Source organism: Halobacillus sp. ABD4_316, from assembly GCF_056161385.1.
Genome location: NZ_JBSWZA010000002.1, coordinates 1,099,674 through 1,114,049 on the forward strand (window position 1 = coordinate 1,099,674; position 14,376 = coordinate 1,114,049).

The following is a 14,376-nucleotide window of genomic DNA, read 5'->3' on the forward strand; positions in this document are numbered from 1 at the left end:
CATTCCAAAGAAGGGAATGCCCCTTTTCCAATGAACGAAAGGAGAGAACGATATGGGGGAAAAGATTCCTCACTGGCTGGATAAACAAGCCTTTTTAAATCCGGAAAAAACAGCACTGGAAACACCAGAAGGAGACGTTTGGACATTTTCTGAACTTCAGGAAAGAAGCCGGCAGACGGCCCATTACTTGAAACGTATGGGAGTGGAGGAAGGTGATCATATTGCTTTTCTTTCAGGAAACGATATTCATTTTCCTGTGTTCATCCATGCGGTCAGTTATATAGGAGCTGTCGTCGTCTTGTTGAATACAAGGCTGACAGTCCCTGAAATCTCTTATCAGCTTCAGGATGCCGATGTCTCCCGAATGTTTTTCGCAGCCTCTTTAAGAGAGAAAGCACACCAAGTTGTTGAACAAACAGGGGTGAAGGCTGTGGAGTGCAGGAATGAACCTTCCGGGAGCAGGGAGGAAGGGGAATTGAAAAAAGAGATTGATTTTGATGCTCCCTATACGATGATGTACACATCCGGAACGACAGGAAATCCAAAAGCCGTGATTCACACCTATGGCAACCATTGGTATAGTGCGGCTGCTTCCGCTTTCAACCTTGGTTTGACGCCTGATGACAAGTGGCTCACCTGCCTGCCGCTTTTTCACGTCGGCGGTTTTTCTGTATTGATCAAGAGTGTGGTTTACGGAATGTCCGTGTACCTTATGGCTAAATTCGATCAAGAGCAGGTCCATGAAGCTGTGATGAATAAGGGCGTGACCCATGCGTCTGTCGTTACGGTGATGCTCCAGCATCTTGTGAAACGGGCGGGTTCATCCGGCTATCCGGATACGTTCCGCTGCATGCTGCTCGGAGGCGGCCCCGTTCCGAACGTGCTGTTAAAGAACTGCTCTCAAAAGGGAATCCCTGTTTTCCAGACCTATGGGATGACGGAAACCTCCTCACAAATTGCGACATTGAGCCCTGCTTCCGCTTTTGATAAAGCGGGATCTGCAGGAAAAGCATTGAGCCTTGCCGAGCTGTGGATCGACAGTCCGGTTCCCGGGGAGATTGGAGAAATCATTGTCCAAGGTCCGATGGTTTCGAAAGGCTATTATAACCGCCCTGCACGGCAGGAACCTTATATTCATACCGGGGATCTTGGGTATCAGGATGAGGACGGCTTTTTATATGTCGTCGACCGTGTGAAGGATATGATTATTTCCGGCGGTGAAAACGTGTACCCTGCTGAAATAGAAAGCGTGCTTACAGAAATCCCTGGTATTAAAGAGGCCGGCGTTACGGGGCGTCCGGACGATCGCTGGGGGGAAGTGCCGGCAGCTTTCCTTGTGGCGGAGGATGAGACGATCAGGGATGAGGACATCTACCGTTATGTCCATGAAAGGCTGGCGAAATATAAGCAGCCGGCTGATATATACTGGGTTCAGGAGCTGCCGCGAAACGCCTCCAACAAGTTACTGAGAAGGGAATTGTTTTCCCTGACAGAGGGCGGGGACCGATGAAAATCGAGAAAATCATCCTCAAAAAAATTGAGCTGAAGATGAAACATCCCTTCCGTACGAAAAGGGGAAGTCTAACGTCACGTCCGCTTATTATCGTTGAAGCTCACGATCGCTCAGGCTTGACCGGATATGGAGAGGTGACGGCATTTCCAGAGCCTTTTTATACGTATGAAACGACAGCCACGGCATGGCATGTCCTCGAGGGTTTTCTTATCCCTTTGTTGGCGGGAAACGCCCTTTCCCACCCAGCGCAGTTTCAGGAAATCGCAGCTTCCGTGCAGGGCCACCCGATGGCCAAAGCAGGATTGGAAGGCGCTGTCTGGGATCTTTATGCCAAACAGAAGGAAACAAGCCTTGCCTCTTTGATCGGTGGAACGAGGAAGATGGTACAGGCGGGAGCTGTCCTTAGTCTGAGTGACCACCTTGAGCAGGATATTGCTGAACTGCAGATGGAGGGCTATGAAAGGTATAAGCTTAAAATCATCAAAGGGAAGGAACGGGAAATGATTGAATCGGTTCGGGCTGCTTCTCCGGATCTGCCCATTATGATCGACGGGAACGGGCAGTATGATGAAGCGGATATGGAGAATTTGACCGCTTTGGATCGTTATGGCCTGCTGATGATAGAGCAGCCTTTCCGTTCCGGCGATTTTTATCTGCACCAGCAGCTACAGAAACAGATGCAGACACCGATCTGCCTGGATGAATCGGTGACCTCATTTCAAGATGCTGTACAGGCGGTTGAATTGGGAAGCTGCCGGATTATCAATGTGAAAATCAGCCGTGTAGGAGGATTGGCGGCCGCCAAAGAAATCCATGATTTCTGTGCCGCATCCGGAGTACCGGTGTGGTGCGGGGGTATGGTGGAATCAGGGATATCCAAAGCCCATAACCTTGCCCTTGCCTCTCTGCCTAATTTCACCATACCGGGAGACTTGTCCGGGTCGACGCGTTATTTTGAAGCTGATATTGTAAAGCCTCCCTTGAAAGTGCAGAAAGGCGCCTTACCTGTGCCTCAAGGTCATGGGATCGGCATAGAAGTCGATGAGGAAAAGCTGGCAGAGGCAACACAGCTGTCTTCCACCCATCTCCTTTCCTAAATGGACTCATAACCTTTCCCTTCATGGTTCACACTAAGGGAAAGGAGGGTGAAGATGGAACGAGATCAGTATTACATTAACATCGGTACGCGGGAGATTTCAGTAAATCATGATGCTAATAATGATGATTTTATTATCTACGCCACCCCTGAAGAAGTGACGGCTCTGCGTGAAGTGTTTGATGAGATTGCCCAGGCAGACGGCCGGTCCTTTTACAGGGCTCATATTCCATTTATGCCTTACCATCAGGATCAGGATAACGATGATACCGATGAGGATATGCATAAGGCTTTCCAGCAGATCTATGATCTGGGTGATGAAATGACGAAGAAGCATATTGAGGAAATGGGCGTATTGAAAAATTGAGAGAAGGGCCGCTTCCCCTTTTGAAGCGGTTCTTTCGTACATAATCGGGGGATTTTGTGTCGGTACGGACCGGAAATCCTACAAGTAGAGAGGGACTGGTTTGTATTTGCGGCTGCTTATGGTACGATTTAAACAGGAAAGCGAACGTATAACAAGGATTAAAGGCAGTTGAAGAGACATGAAAACTTTTTATGATTTTTATCAAAATCCTGTCCGGTTATCCTTCGAGGATCACCCTTTTTCTGAAGAGCCGAAACATGTGTGGATCATCTGCCGCTTTCGTGATCAGTGGCTGTTAACCCGGCACAAAGACAGAGGGCTCGAATTCCCTGGTGGGAAAGTAGAAGAAGGGGAGACGGCGGAACAGGCAGCAGTAAGAGAAGTGAAAGAAGAAACAGGAGCCGATATTGATGATCTGACTTATCTTGGGCAGTATCATGTCGATGGAAAAGGCGGAACTGTCATCAAGAATGTCTATTTTGCTACAATATCTGAGCTGGCTGATCAGGATCATTATTTTGAAACGCATGGTCCTGTCCTTTTCCGGCATCTGCCGGGAAACTTGAAAAATAACGACCGGTTCAGCTTCATGATGAAGGATGAGGTTCTGCCGGAATGTTTAAAGCGTCTGGAACACCGCTGAACAGAAAAAATCCGCCGTTTGGATAACGGCGGATTTTTTTCTGTTTAGTTTGTGTGGTGGGTCGGGCCGGCCTGTTTGATTTTATCACTGGCATACGTGAACTTTTTGAAGTTGGCATGAAACTTTTCAGCAAGTTCTTTGGCACTTTCATCATAAGCGGCAGGATTGTTCCACGTTTTTCTCGGGAATAAGACTTCGTCCGGTACTCCCGGGCAGTGGGTCGGGATGTGAAGGCCGAACACAGGGTCTTTATAAGTTTCGGCAGAACTCAGTTCACCTTCCAGAGCGGCATGGATCATGGAACGCGTGTAACTCAGTTTGATACGCTCGCCTTCTCCGTAGGCTCCCCCTGACCAGCCTGTATTGACAAGGAAGACGTCCGTATTGAACTGGTCTATTTTCTCTCCGAGCATTTCAGCATATGCTGATGGAGCAAGCGGAAGGAAAGGGGAGCCGAAGCAGGCGGAGAAAGTCGCTTCCGGCTTGGTAATCCCTCTCTCTGTTCCAGCCAGTTTACTCGTATAGCCGCTTAGAAAATGGTACATCGCCTGTTCTTTTGTTAAACGGCTGATTGGTGGGAGGACTCCCGTGGCATCAGCTGTCAAGAAAATGATGGCATTTGGGTGGCCGGCAATACTTGGCTGGACTGTATTATCAATGTGATCCAGTGGGTAGGCGGCCCGTGTATTTTCCGTCAGGCTCGTATCGTCATAATCCGGCGCGTGCGAATCCGGCTGAAGGACGACGTTTTCCAAAACCGAGCCGAAATGAATGGCATCATAGATCTGCGGTTCTTTTTCTTTGGACAGGTTGATGCACTTCGCATAGCATCCCCCTTCAATGTTAAAGACACCGTAGGGGGACCAGGCGTGCTCATCGTCCCCGATCAGGCGGCGCTGAGGATCAGCGGACAGAGTCGTTTTTCCTGTGCCCGACAGACCGAAGAACAGAGCAACGTCGCCTTCTTTGCCGATGTTGGCCGAGCAGTGCATCGGAAGGACGTTCTTTTCCGGAAGCAGGTAGTTCATGACGGAGAAGATGGACTTCTTGATTTCCCCTGCGTATTCTGTTCCTCCGATGAGGACAACGCGGTGTTTAAACGAAACCATGATGAACGCTTCGGAATTCGTACCATCCACGTCAGGATCTGCTTTGAAGGTTGGAGCAGATATGACAGTGAACTCTGTGTCATGCTCCTCCAATTCGGATGCCTCCGGCCGGATGAACATTTGGCGGGCGAATAAGTTGTGCCAGGCGAATTCTGTAAGAACCTGCATAGGAAGGCGGTAGCGCTCATCCGCTCCTGCAAAACCTTTGAAGACGAATAACTCCCTGCGGTCTTTCAAATAATCGAGCACTTTATGGTATAATTTCACAAACGTATCATCGTCAATAGGCTGGTTCACAGCACCCCATTCGACTTTATCTTCGGTTACGTCGTCACGGACAATGAATTTGTCCTTTGGTGAGCGTCCCGTATAGGTACCTGTCGTAGCCTGAACGGCCCCTTTTTCCGTTAGTGTACCTTCATTGCGGTATAAAATCTTTTCCACTAAATGTGGAACAGATAATTGGTGGTGGACATGGTCCTGGGAAAGTAGAAGATTAAGTTCTGACAGTTGGTTTATTGTACTCATATGCATCGTCCCGCCTTTGCAGTTTAATAATGTGAGATTAGTATAACACATTTATTTTAATCGTCCATACTATTCAGTGGATTGTGGGAAAGTTTTCAACACTGCCATATTTCATGGCTGTTATTATCCTATGATGGTTTGAACAGAACGTTTATCCAGGTTGAATCTGGATGGAAGGGGTGCGTCGAAACCCGATGAATCCAATTGACATTAAACACGCTTTTCGATACGATAGCTGAGAACGGAAACTCTCTTATCCAGAGTTGGTGGAGGGACAGGCCCTTTGAAACCCAGCAACCGTCCGCAGGGACATGGTGCTAACCTGAAGCAAGGAGTCAGCTCCTTGGACGATAAGAGCGAAAGGAAGCAGCCCCTTTCCTCGGTATAGGAAGGGTTTTTTCTTTTTATAAGAAGGAAATGTCCATGACCAGGCCTTGCCGCCTGTTTATTATTTCTGACTGAGAACGTGCACGAAAACGTTTTCGGATCCAGGATGACACTATGAAATGAACTTATGTTTTTCTACACATACTGGTAAAGAGTTCCGTCTAATACTTTGTACTTACAGAAGGAGGAGTTTTTAGAATGCCAGCGAACCGCCGGTTATTCACATCAGAATCCGTGACAGAAGGTCATCCGGACAAAATCTGTGACGCTATTTCTGATGCTATTTTAGATGAAATTTTAAAAAACGACCCGAATGCAAGGGTGGCATGTGAGACAACAGTAACTACGGGACTTGTCCTGGTTTCCGGTGAAATCAGTACGAATACCTATGTTGATATTCCATCGATCGTGCGCCAGACGATTAAAGATATTGGATATACACGAGCAAAATACGGCTTTGATGCAGATACATGTGCCGTTTTGACGGCTATTGATGAGCAGTCCCCGGATATCGCAGGGGGAGTGGATGTTGCGCTTGAATCCCGTGAAGGGAAAATGAGCGATGATGAAATAGAAGCCATCGGTGCCGGTGACCAGGGACTGATGTTCGGCTTTGCCAACAATGAAACGCCCGAATTGATGCCGCTGCCTATTTCTCTTGCCCACAAACTTTCCAAGCGTCTTTCTGATGTCCGCAAAGACGGAACACTCGATTACCTTCGTCCTGACGGCAAGACGCAGGTAACGATTGAATATGATGAAAATGATCAGCCGGTCCGCGTGGATACGATTGTTATTTCGACGCAGCACGCTGAAGAAGTCACGCTCGAACAGATCCAGAAGGATTTGAAAGAGCAGGTGATCGGGCCCGTTGTACCGGAAGGCTATATTGATGATGAAACCAAATACTTTATCAATCCGACCGGGCGTTTTGTAATCGGAGGTCCTCAAGGGGACGCCGGTTTAACAGGACGTAAGATCATCGTAGATACGTACGGTGGATATGCGCGTCACGGTGGTGGTGCCTTCAGTGGGAAGGATGCGACCAAAGTGGACCGTTCTGCTGCATACGCGGCTCGTTATGTTGCGAAAAACATCGTAGCTGCAGGTCTTGCGGATACAGTGGAAGTCCAGCTCGCCTATGCAATCGGGGTGGCCCAGCCGGTTTCCATTTCCATCAATACCAGCGGGTCCGGCAAAGTGTCGGAAGAAAAGCTGGTGGACGCTGTGCGTGACTTGTTTGACCTCCGTCCTGCTGGAATCATTAAAATGCTCGATCTTCGTAAACCTATTTACCGTGATACGTCTGCCTACGGCCATTTTGGACGGACAGATGTTGAGTTTCCATGGGAACGTACGGATAAAGCGGAAGAGCTCAGCGGTCGTTTTCAATAAAAAAAAGCTGTTTCCTTGTTGGAGGAAACAGCTTTTTTTATTTTCACGAGTTGCACTAACGGCAGAGTACGCATTGATTTGATACGGCTATCCACTTCCCTCTGTATGTCTTCTGATCATGCAGGCATCGAGCTGAAAAGCATTTCAGCCCCGAAGGTTCTTATAGTACTGCCCTTTTGCGACATACGATTTCCGGATCCGGTCCATTTCCTTGTAATCCTCTTCTGTTAAGGAACGGATCACCTTGGCCGGCCGTCCGAAGGCCAGTGTATCCGGAGGGATTTCTTTTCCGGGCGGAACAAGGCTTCCTGCTCCGATAAAGGCCCGCTCCCCTATGACAGCGCCATCCAGAATCATGGATCCCATGCCGATCAAAGCGTCCTGTTTAATGTGTGCAGAATGCAGGGTAACCTGGTGCCCGACCGTAACGCCGTCTTCCAGTATGAGAGGCTGGTCAGGGCTTTGGTGCAGCATGCTCAGATCCTGGACATTTGTGTTCTTACCGATATGTACCGATGAGACATCGCCGCGGATGACCGTCTTAAACCAGATGCTTGCGTTCTCTTCTATGACAACATCCCCGGTAATGACGGCATCTTCTGCTGTAAAAGCTGATGGGTGGATGAGAGGTCGTTTTCCTTTATATTCGCAAATCATACGAAGCCCCCTTATAATATGAGTAACATCAGTATATCAAATGAAAAGAGGGATCGGCTGTGGAAAAACTGGAATCGGCCCGTGATCGTGCAACCATCATTCTCGTCCATGGCGCTTTTGAGCATATGGGAAGGTATAAGGAACTTGCTGATCGTTTCCGTCAGGACGGTTTTTCGGTGATTTATGGAGACCTGCCGGGGCAGGGGTTGTCTGATGGGAAGAAAGGTCATATCCGTTCGTTTGGTGATTACGTTGAAACCATTCAAAGCTGGTATGAGCAGGCGGATCCGGATAAAAAAATTTTCCTTCTCGGCCACAGCATGGGGGGGTTGGCTGTGATTCGTTTTATGGAGGAAAAGCAGCCGCAGCTGGATGGTGTGATTTTATCTTCTCCTGCTGTACAGATCCGGAATAAAACGGCCCGCCCGCTGGAGGCTTTTTCCTATCTATTGAATGTTTTTACCCCTTCGCTGCGTATGAAAGCGGGACAGAATCCCGAAAATGTAACTAGAAACCAAATCAAGGTTGAAGAATTCCGTCAGGATCCGCTTGTCATTGATAAAGTATCGGTGCGGTGGTACCGTGAGTTTCAAAAGGCGGGAATCCGGGCGTTTCAACAAGTCAGCCGTTTTCCTGATGTGCCTCTTTTAGTGATGCAGGCAGAGGAAGACCTTTTAGTGGATCCGGCACGCACAAAAGAATGGTTCAATCATGTCGATACCAGTGAAAAAAGTTATAAGCTGTGGCCGGGTCTTTACCATGAGATTTTTAATGAACCGGAAAATGACCAGGTCTATCACCATACACGATCTTTTTTGAGCAACATAATAAATGAACGTTAGGAGTGTCCACCCTTGAAGGAGTCCGTTCCAAGCAATGCTGTCCATCTGCTTTACGAAGTGTATCGGAATGTGTTTCCGCGAGTACATAAAGAACTAGCCTATTGGAAAGATGCTGCCTCCCGAATCCCTGATGAAGAATTAAGAACGCAGGCCCAGGCCAGTATCAAGGATAAAACGTTCCATTGCGAAGGTGGGGCGGTTTATTCCGTGCTTTCCGGTGACCGCCCGGATCTTGCTGTCCGCTTTATTGTCGCTTATCAGACGATCAGTGATTATCTCGATAATTTATGTGATCGGAGCACCTCCATGGATCCTGATGATTTTGAAAGGCTCCACTTGTCGATGGCCGATGCATTAACCCCTGGGAATCCGTGCCGCGACTATTATAAATACAGGGAAGAGAAGGATGACGGCGGGTACCTTCATGAGCTTGTGAAAACCTGCCAGGATGTGCTGAGTCAGGCTGACAATTATCAGATTGTCCATGAGCGGGCACTGAAGCTTGGGCGTTTGTACTGCGACCTTCAAGTACATAAGCACGTGATCGAAGAGGAAAGGATTCCGAGACTGCAGCAGTGGTTCGAACATCACCAGACCGACTGGCCGGAATTGAAATGGTATGAATTTTCCGCCTGCACCGGATCCACCTTGGGCATATTCTGCCTCGTTTCCTATGCGCTGGGGAACAAAATGGATGAGGACCTGGCCCGTAATGTGGAGGACAGTTATTTTCCGTTTATGCAGGGGCTTCATATTCTTCTTGACTATTATATTGATCAGGAAGAGGATGAACGGGAAGGAGATCTCAACTTCTGTTCCTATTATGACCATCAGGAACAGATGAAAGGGAGATTTGAATACTTTGTGCGCAGGACAGATGAAGAGGTTCAGAAGCTTCCGGACCGGTCCTTTCATCAAATGATCCACAAAGGCCTCGTTGGGATGTATCTGGCCGACAGGAAAGTCAGGCGGTTGTCCAATGGAAGAAGCTTTGTGAAGGATATGCTGAAAATCAGCGGCCGGAAAACGGCGTTCTTTTATTTCAATACGAAAATGTACCATAAATTAAAGCCTGGCAGAAGTTAAAACTGCCAGGCTTGTTTTATACGTTTTTCTCGATGGCGATAATAAAGGGAGGGGTCCGATCCTTGTTAATGAAGCTGTAGTTAAGAACTTCATAGTCCTTATGATCCAGTGAGGAGACATAACGGAGGACGGCTTCCTTTTCCTCTTTTCCTCCCGGGTGTCCGTGATAGACAACAAGGACGACAAGGCCGCCTTTCTTTAACGATTTCAAAACGTTTTCGATGGATGTAATGGTGTCATTCGGTTTTGTGATGATGCGTTTATCACTGCCAGGCAGGTATCCTAGATTATAGATAGCCGCCTGGATCATGCCTTTATGCTCCTCCTGCAGGTGCTCCTCAATGTGGGTATGAGAGTCATGAATGACCGTGGCCCTTTCCAGTACTTCGTGCTCTTTCAAACGTGCCCTGGTGTTTTCGACGGCCTGTTCCTGGATGTCAAAAGCGTAGACGTGACCATCGTTGCCGACGAGGTTGGATAAGAATAAGGTGTCGTGACCGTTGCCGCACGTCCCGTCAATGACAGCGCCGCCTTCATGGACGGCCTTTTTCATAAGAGCGTGAGCCTGGTCCAGTATTTTATTTAAAATCATGCTGTGCCTCCAAACAATAGATTCCATTCTATTGTAGCATGAATGGCAGGGGTGAACAGAGAAGCGCTTGACAAAGGTCTGCCCTTTCATTAAGATACGAATATATATGATGACGTGGAAAAGGAGTAGTAAGGTTCTGATTAAGTACCAGAGAGGCAGCGGCTGGTGAAAGCTGTCCTTAATTGTCCTGAACTCGCCTTGGATGTCGCAGAAGTGAACGTAAAGTAGTTTCTGCCGGTTTCATCGCCGTTACAGATGTCGAGTTGAACACATAAGTTGTGTTAATTTGGGTGGTACCGCGGGAATCAAGCCTCTCGTCCCATTTGGGATGAGGGGCTTTTTTATATTTTTTTCGAGAGAGATAAAGGAGGAAATGAAGTGGCTTTTGATCATAAAACGATAGAGAAAAAGTGGCAGAATCACTGGTTGAACGAAAAAACGTTCAAAACAGACAGTCAATCAGACAAACAGAAATTTTACGCATTGGATATGTTCCCGTATCCGTCCGGAGCAGGTCTGCACGTGGGACACCCGGAAGGTTACACAGCAACAGATATCCTTTCCCGTATGAAGCGGATGCAGGGATATGAAGTTCTTCATCCGATCGGCTGGGATGCCTTTGGTCTTCCGGCAGAACAGTATGCACTGGATACAGGAAATGATCCGGAAGAATTCACAAAGCAGAATATTGATAACTTCCGTCGTCAAATCCAGGAGCTGGGTTTTTCCTATGACTGGGACCGTGAAGTCAATACGACGGACCCGGATTACTACAAGTGGACACAGTGGATCTTCCTGAAGCTTTATGAAAAAGGGCTCGCGTATATCGATGAAGTCGCTGTAAACTGGTGCCCTGCGCTGGGTACGGTTCTGGCCAATGAAGAAGTCATTGATGGAAAGAGTGAGCGCGGAGGTCACCCTGTTGAGCGCCGGCCGATGAAACAATGGATGCTCAAAATCACGGCATATGCGGATCGTCTTCTGGATGATCTGGAAGAGCTGGACTGGCCGGAAAGTATTAAAGATATGCAGCGCAACTGGATCGGTAAATCCGAAGGGGCGGAAGTCACCTTTGCCCTGGACGGTACAGAGCTTACCTTTGATGTATTTACAACGCGTCCGGACACATTGTTCGGGGCTACTTACGCTGTTCTTGCCCCTGAGCACCCATTAGTCGATGAAATCGTGACAGGGGAACAAAAAGAAGCGGCAGCCGCTTATATTGAAAAAGCGAAAAACAAGAGCGACCTTGAGCGGACAGATCTAGCGAAGGATAAAACCGGAGTATTTACCGGAGCCTATGCCGTCAACCCGATCAATGGTGAAAAACTTCCGGTATGGGTGGCTGACTACGTACTTATGAGCTATGGAAGCGGAGCAATCATGGCGGTACCGGCTCATGATGAGCGGGATTATGAATTCGCCCAGGCTTTCGGTCTGCCTATCATCCCCGTTGTTGAAGGCGGGAATGTAGAGGAAGCGGCTTATACAGAAGATGGACCTCACATCAATTCCGACTTCCTTGATGGCCTTCAAAAAGAAGAAGCCATTCAAAAAGCCATTCAATGGCTTGAGGAAAACGGCCGTGGTAAGAAGCAGACGACATACCGCCTGCGTGACTGGTTGTTCAGCCGCCAGCGTTACTGGGGTGAGCCGATCCCTGTCATCCACTGGGAAGACGGATCCATCACACCGGTAAAAGAAGCGGATCTTCCTATTGAACTGCCGAAAACAACAGAAATCAAACCGTCGGGGACCGGGGAATCCCCGCTGGCTAATATTGATGACTGGGTAAACGTTGTGGATCCTGAAACAGGGATGAAGGGCCGCAGAGAAACAAATACTATGCCGCAGTGGGCAGGAAGCTGCTGGTATTACCTTCGTTATATTGATCCCACCAATTCAGAAACATTTGCAGATTATGAAGCCTTGAAGAAGTGGCTTCCTGTCGACGTATACATCGGTGGGGCTGAACATGCCGTTCTTCACCTTCTTTATGCTCGTTTCTGGCACAAGGTTCTATATGATGCAGGTGTCGTCCCAACAAAAGAACCGTTCCAAAAACTGTTCAACCAGGGGATGATTCTTGGAGAGAATAACGAGAAAATGAGTAAATCCAAAGGGAACGTTGTGAACCCTGATGATATCGTCTATTCACACGGGGCGGATACACTGCGCCTTTATGAAATGTTCATGGGACCATTGGAAGCATCTATTGCCTGGTCGACAAACGGTCTTGACGGTGCCCGTCGTTTCCTTGATCGTGTATGGAGATTGTTCATGCCGGACGGTGAGCTGACAAGTTCTATTCAACCGGAACAATCCGGCCATCCTTTAGAGAAGGTCTACCATGAGACAGTGAAAAAAGTGACGGAAAACTTTGAGGAACTGCGTTTCAATACAGGCATTTCACAGATGATGGTGTTCATTAATGAAGCCTATAAGGCCGATACGATTCCTAAAGCCTATGCTGAAGGATTCGTCCAGCTGCTTTCCCCTGTTGCTCCTCACATTGCAGAAGAACTATGGGAAAAGCTTGGACATGAGGAAACCATTACTTATCAGCCCTGGCCTTCTTTCGATGAATCCAAACTTGTCGAAGATGAAGTAGAGATTGTCGTTCAGGTCATGGGTAAAGTAAGAGCGAAAATGATGGTACCTGCGGAGGCCTCCAAAGAGGATCTTGAAAAGCAGGCGCTGGAAAATGAGGACGTTCAGGAGTGGTTGAACGGAAAAACAGTGCGTAAAGTCATTGCAGTGCCTGGGAAACTTGTGAATATTGTAGCCAACTGATTGTTTTAGAAAGAGTGCCGCTGGGTAAAATGCCTGTGGCGCTCTTTTTATGTAGGAAACCACCTCTTGAACAGATGTCTTGACTTTGAAATATGATGGATTAAAATGAACATGGATCAATACAATTGGAGGGGTTATCGTGAACCAAATTAAAGAAATAACACCACAAGAAGTCGAAAACAAACTGAACAATAATGAAGATATTAAAGTCATAGATGTCAGGGAAGATGATGAAGTGGCTCAAGGTATGATTCCTGGGGCCAGACACATTAAACTAAGCGACATCCCGCAGTCCGTAGATCAGCTTCCAAAAGATGAATCCTATGTGATGGTCTGCCGCTCCGGCCGCAGAAGCATGAACGCATCAGAATTTATGAAGGAAAAAGGCTTCTCCAATGTATCGAATATGGAAGGCGGCATGTTGAAATGGGACGGAGAACTCGTCTTTTAATCCTGAAAGGGTTGTGAGAACAATGGAATTCGTATATGGATCGGCCATAATAATATTCCTGACCACCCTGTTCTACTATAAACGGAGATCATCTCTGAAGTCTTATTTCGAACAGTCTTATTCAGAGGATAACGTCTGTGTGATTGATATCAGGGATTACATCATCGCCCACCGTTCCCCTTATCCTGGAGCTGAGAACATTCCGTTAAATTATTTGTCCCGGGCTTTAAAGGAACGATTTGACTGCACAAAAGATATCCTGGTCATTTCCGACAATAAACGGGCCGCACGGATGGCCGCACGTATGATCAGAAAGAAAAAAGGAAAGGCCGTCTATTACTTGCAGCCTGAATGAGTCTCTTCGACACTAGAAGAGACTCATTTTTTTAACTGTCGGGATCATATCCATACAGGAAAACCATGATAATAGTTGAATATAAAAAGTTGATAAAGATATCTATCATTCTATTGACGTAACGGTGTATAACATGTAATATAGTAAACGTTGCTTCAGAGAAACCAGCAGCAACGTAAAAAAATCAACAAAATCTAGTAAATGCTATTGACGAAATAAGAGTAGTTATGCTAGAATTTGATTACTGTCGGATGGGCAGTATTTGATCTTTGAAAACTGAACGAACCAACCAGTACGTCAAAACGTTTCTTCTTTAATGAAGAAATTTGAAAGAAGCACATTCGGTGTGCAGATGAGCAAGTCAAACTACTTTTATGGAGAGTTTGATCCTGGCTCAGGACGAACGCTGGCGGCGTGCCTAATACATGCAAGTCGAGCGCGGAAAGCGAGTGGATCCCTTCGGGGTGAAGCTCGTGGAACGAGCGGCGGACGGGTGAGTAACACGTGGGCAACCTGCCTGTAAGATCGGAATAACCCCGGGAAACCGGGGCTAATGCCGGGT

General features: G+C 47.5%; 13 protein-coding genes, 1 rRNA gene, 1 riboswitch and 1 other annotated feature. Of the genes, 11 read left to right on the plus strand and 3 right to left on the minus strand.

Features of this window, described 5'->3' with window-relative positions:
• The first annotated feature begins 52 nt into the window (after positions 1-52).
• The 4 genes from ACXAJH_RS12415 (at position 53) to ytkD (ending at position 3,619) form a co-directional block, all read left to right on the plus strand.
• Positions 53-1,510: an o-succinylbenzoate--CoA ligase gene (locus tag ACXAJH_RS12415; protein WP_474989603.1), complete on the plus strand. Its 1,458-nt coding sequence runs from the start codon at positions 53-55 to the stop codon at positions 1,508-1,510.
• Positions 1,507-2,610 (plus strand): o-succinylbenzoate synthase, encoded by a 1,104-nt coding sequence (gene menC, locus ACXAJH_RS12420; RefSeq protein WP_474969261.1) that lies wholly within the window; start codon positions 1,507-1,509, stop codon positions 2,608-2,610. Before ACXAJH_RS12415 ends, menC begins: the two co-directional genes overlap by 4 nt.
• Before the next feature lie 54 nt (positions 2,611-2,664).
• On the plus strand, positions 2,665-2,976 hold the full coding sequence (locus tag ACXAJH_RS12425; protein ID WP_474969260.1) for a hydrolase: 312 nt from the start codon (positions 2,665-2,667) through the stop codon (positions 2,974-2,976).
• Between the two features lie 178 nt (positions 2,977-3,154).
• Positions 3,155-3,619 (plus strand): RNA deprotection pyrophosphohydrolase, encoded by a 465-nt coding sequence (ytkD, locus tag ACXAJH_RS12430; protein WP_027956479.1) that lies wholly within the window; start codon positions 3,155-3,157, stop codon positions 3,617-3,619.
• 44 nt (positions 3,620-3,663) lie between these two features.
• On the opposite strand, the gene pckA is transcribed toward ytkD, so the two are convergent.
• Positions 3,664-5,256, minus strand: coding sequence for a phosphoenolpyruvate carboxykinase (ATP) (pckA, locus tag ACXAJH_RS12435; protein ID WP_281658393.1), 1,593 nt, complete (start codon positions 5,254-5,256; stop codon positions 3,664-3,666).
• Positions 5,257-5,506: 250 nt separating this feature from the next.
• A riboswitch (SAM riboswitch) is annotated at positions 5,507-5,613 on the plus strand.
• A 228-nt stretch (positions 5,614-5,841) separates the two neighbouring features.
• Here pckA and metK point away from each other — a divergent pair.
• Positions 5,842-7,038, plus strand: coding sequence for a methionine adenosyltransferase (gene metK / locus ACXAJH_RS12440; RefSeq protein ID WP_474969258.1), 1,197 nt, complete (start codon positions 5,842-5,844; stop codon positions 7,036-7,038).
• A 144-nt stretch (positions 7,039-7,182) separates the two neighbouring features.
• Here the strand turns inward: metK and ACXAJH_RS12445 are convergent, their stop codons facing one another.
• Positions 7,183-7,695, minus strand: a complete 513-nt coding sequence (locus ACXAJH_RS12445; protein ID WP_474969257.1) for a gamma carbonic anhydrase — start codon at positions 7,693-7,695, stop codon at positions 7,183-7,185.
• Between the two features lie 59 nt (positions 7,696-7,754).
• On the opposite strand from ACXAJH_RS12445, the gene ACXAJH_RS12450 reads away from it, so the two are divergent.
• Together ACXAJH_RS12450 and ACXAJH_RS12455 are read left to right on the plus strand one after the other, a co-directional pair.
• A complete protein-coding gene (locus tag ACXAJH_RS12450; RefSeq protein WP_474969256.1) occupies positions 7,755-8,537 on the plus strand; it encodes a lysophospholipase in 783 nt (260 codons plus the stop codon).
• Between the two features lie 12 nt (positions 8,538-8,549).
• Positions 8,550-9,623 carry a tetraprenyl-beta-curcumene synthase family protein gene (locus tag ACXAJH_RS12455; protein ID WP_474994108.1) on the plus strand — a complete coding sequence of 358 codons (1,074 nt, stop codon included), beginning with the start codon at positions 8,550-8,552 and terminating at the stop codon, positions 9,621-9,623.
• Between the two features lie 16 nt (positions 9,624-9,639).
• On the opposite strand, the gene mnmM is transcribed toward ACXAJH_RS12455, so the two are convergent.
• Positions 9,640-10,305, minus strand: coding sequence for a tRNA 5-(aminomethyl)-2-thiouridylate-methyltransferase MnmM (gene mnmM, locus ACXAJH_RS12460; RefSeq protein ID WP_474971123.1), 666 nt, complete (start codon positions 10,303-10,305; stop codon positions 9,640-9,642).
• Between the two features lie 16 nt (positions 10,306-10,321).
• Positions 10,322-10,540 (plus strand) — a binding site (T-box leader).
• Between the two features lie 53 nt (positions 10,541-10,593).
• On the opposite strand from mnmM, the gene leuS reads away from it, so the two are divergent.
• From leuS to ACXAJH_RS12480, 4 genes are all read left to right on the plus strand, one after another.
• Positions 10,594-13,008: a leucine--tRNA ligase gene (gene leuS / locus ACXAJH_RS12465; protein WP_474994110.1), complete on the plus strand. Its 2,415-nt coding sequence runs from the start codon at positions 10,594-10,596 to the stop codon at positions 13,006-13,008.
• A gap of 139 nt (positions 13,009-13,147) precedes the next feature.
• A complete protein-coding gene (locus ACXAJH_RS12470) occupies positions 13,148-13,459 on the plus strand; it encodes a rhodanese-like domain-containing protein (protein WP_474969252.1) in 312 nt (103 codons plus the stop codon).
• A gap of 22 nt (positions 13,460-13,481) precedes the next feature.
• A complete protein-coding gene (locus tag ACXAJH_RS12475; RefSeq protein ID WP_474969251.1) occupies positions 13,482-13,814 on the plus strand; it encodes a rhodanese-like domain-containing protein in 333 nt (110 codons plus the stop codon).
• Between the two features lie 371 nt (positions 13,815-14,185).
• Positions 14,186-14,376, plus strand: a 16S ribosomal RNA gene (locus ACXAJH_RS12480); the annotation flags it as partial.

Excerpts from the sequence above, each read along its gene's own strand:
- ACXAJH_RS12415 (WP_474989603.1), top strand. The coding sequence starts at position 53 with ATGGGGGAAAAGATTCCTCACTGGCTGGATAAACAAGCCTTTTTAAAT.
- menC (WP_474969261.1), top strand. The coding sequence starts at position 1,507 with ATGAAAATCGAGAAAATCATCCTCAAAAAAATTGAGCTGAAGATGAAA.
- ACXAJH_RS12425 (WP_474969260.1), top strand. The coding sequence starts at position 2,665 with ATGGAACGAGATCAGTATTACATTAACATCGGTACGCGGGAGATTTCA.
- ytkD (WP_027956479.1), top strand. The coding sequence starts at position 3,155 with ATGAAAACTTTTTATGATTTTTATCAAAATCCTGTCCGGTTATCCTTC.
- pckA (WP_281658393.1), bottom strand. The coding sequence starts at position 5,256 with ATGAGTACAATAAACCAACTGTCAGAACTTAATCTTCTACTTTCCCAG.
- metK (WP_474969258.1), top strand. The coding sequence starts at position 5,842 with ATGCCAGCGAACCGCCGGTTATTCACATCAGAATCCGTGACAGAAGGT.
- ACXAJH_RS12445 (WP_474969257.1), bottom strand. The coding sequence starts at position 7,695 with ATGATTTGCGAATATAAAGGAAAACGACCTCTCATCCACCCATCAGCT.
- mnmM (WP_474971123.1), bottom strand. The coding sequence starts at position 10,305 with ATGAAAGGGCAGACCTTTGTCAAGCGCTTCTCTGTTCACCCCTGCCAT.
- ACXAJH_RS12475 (WP_474969251.1), top strand. The coding sequence starts at position 13,482 with ATGGAATTCGTATATGGATCGGCCATAATAATATTCCTGACCACCCTG.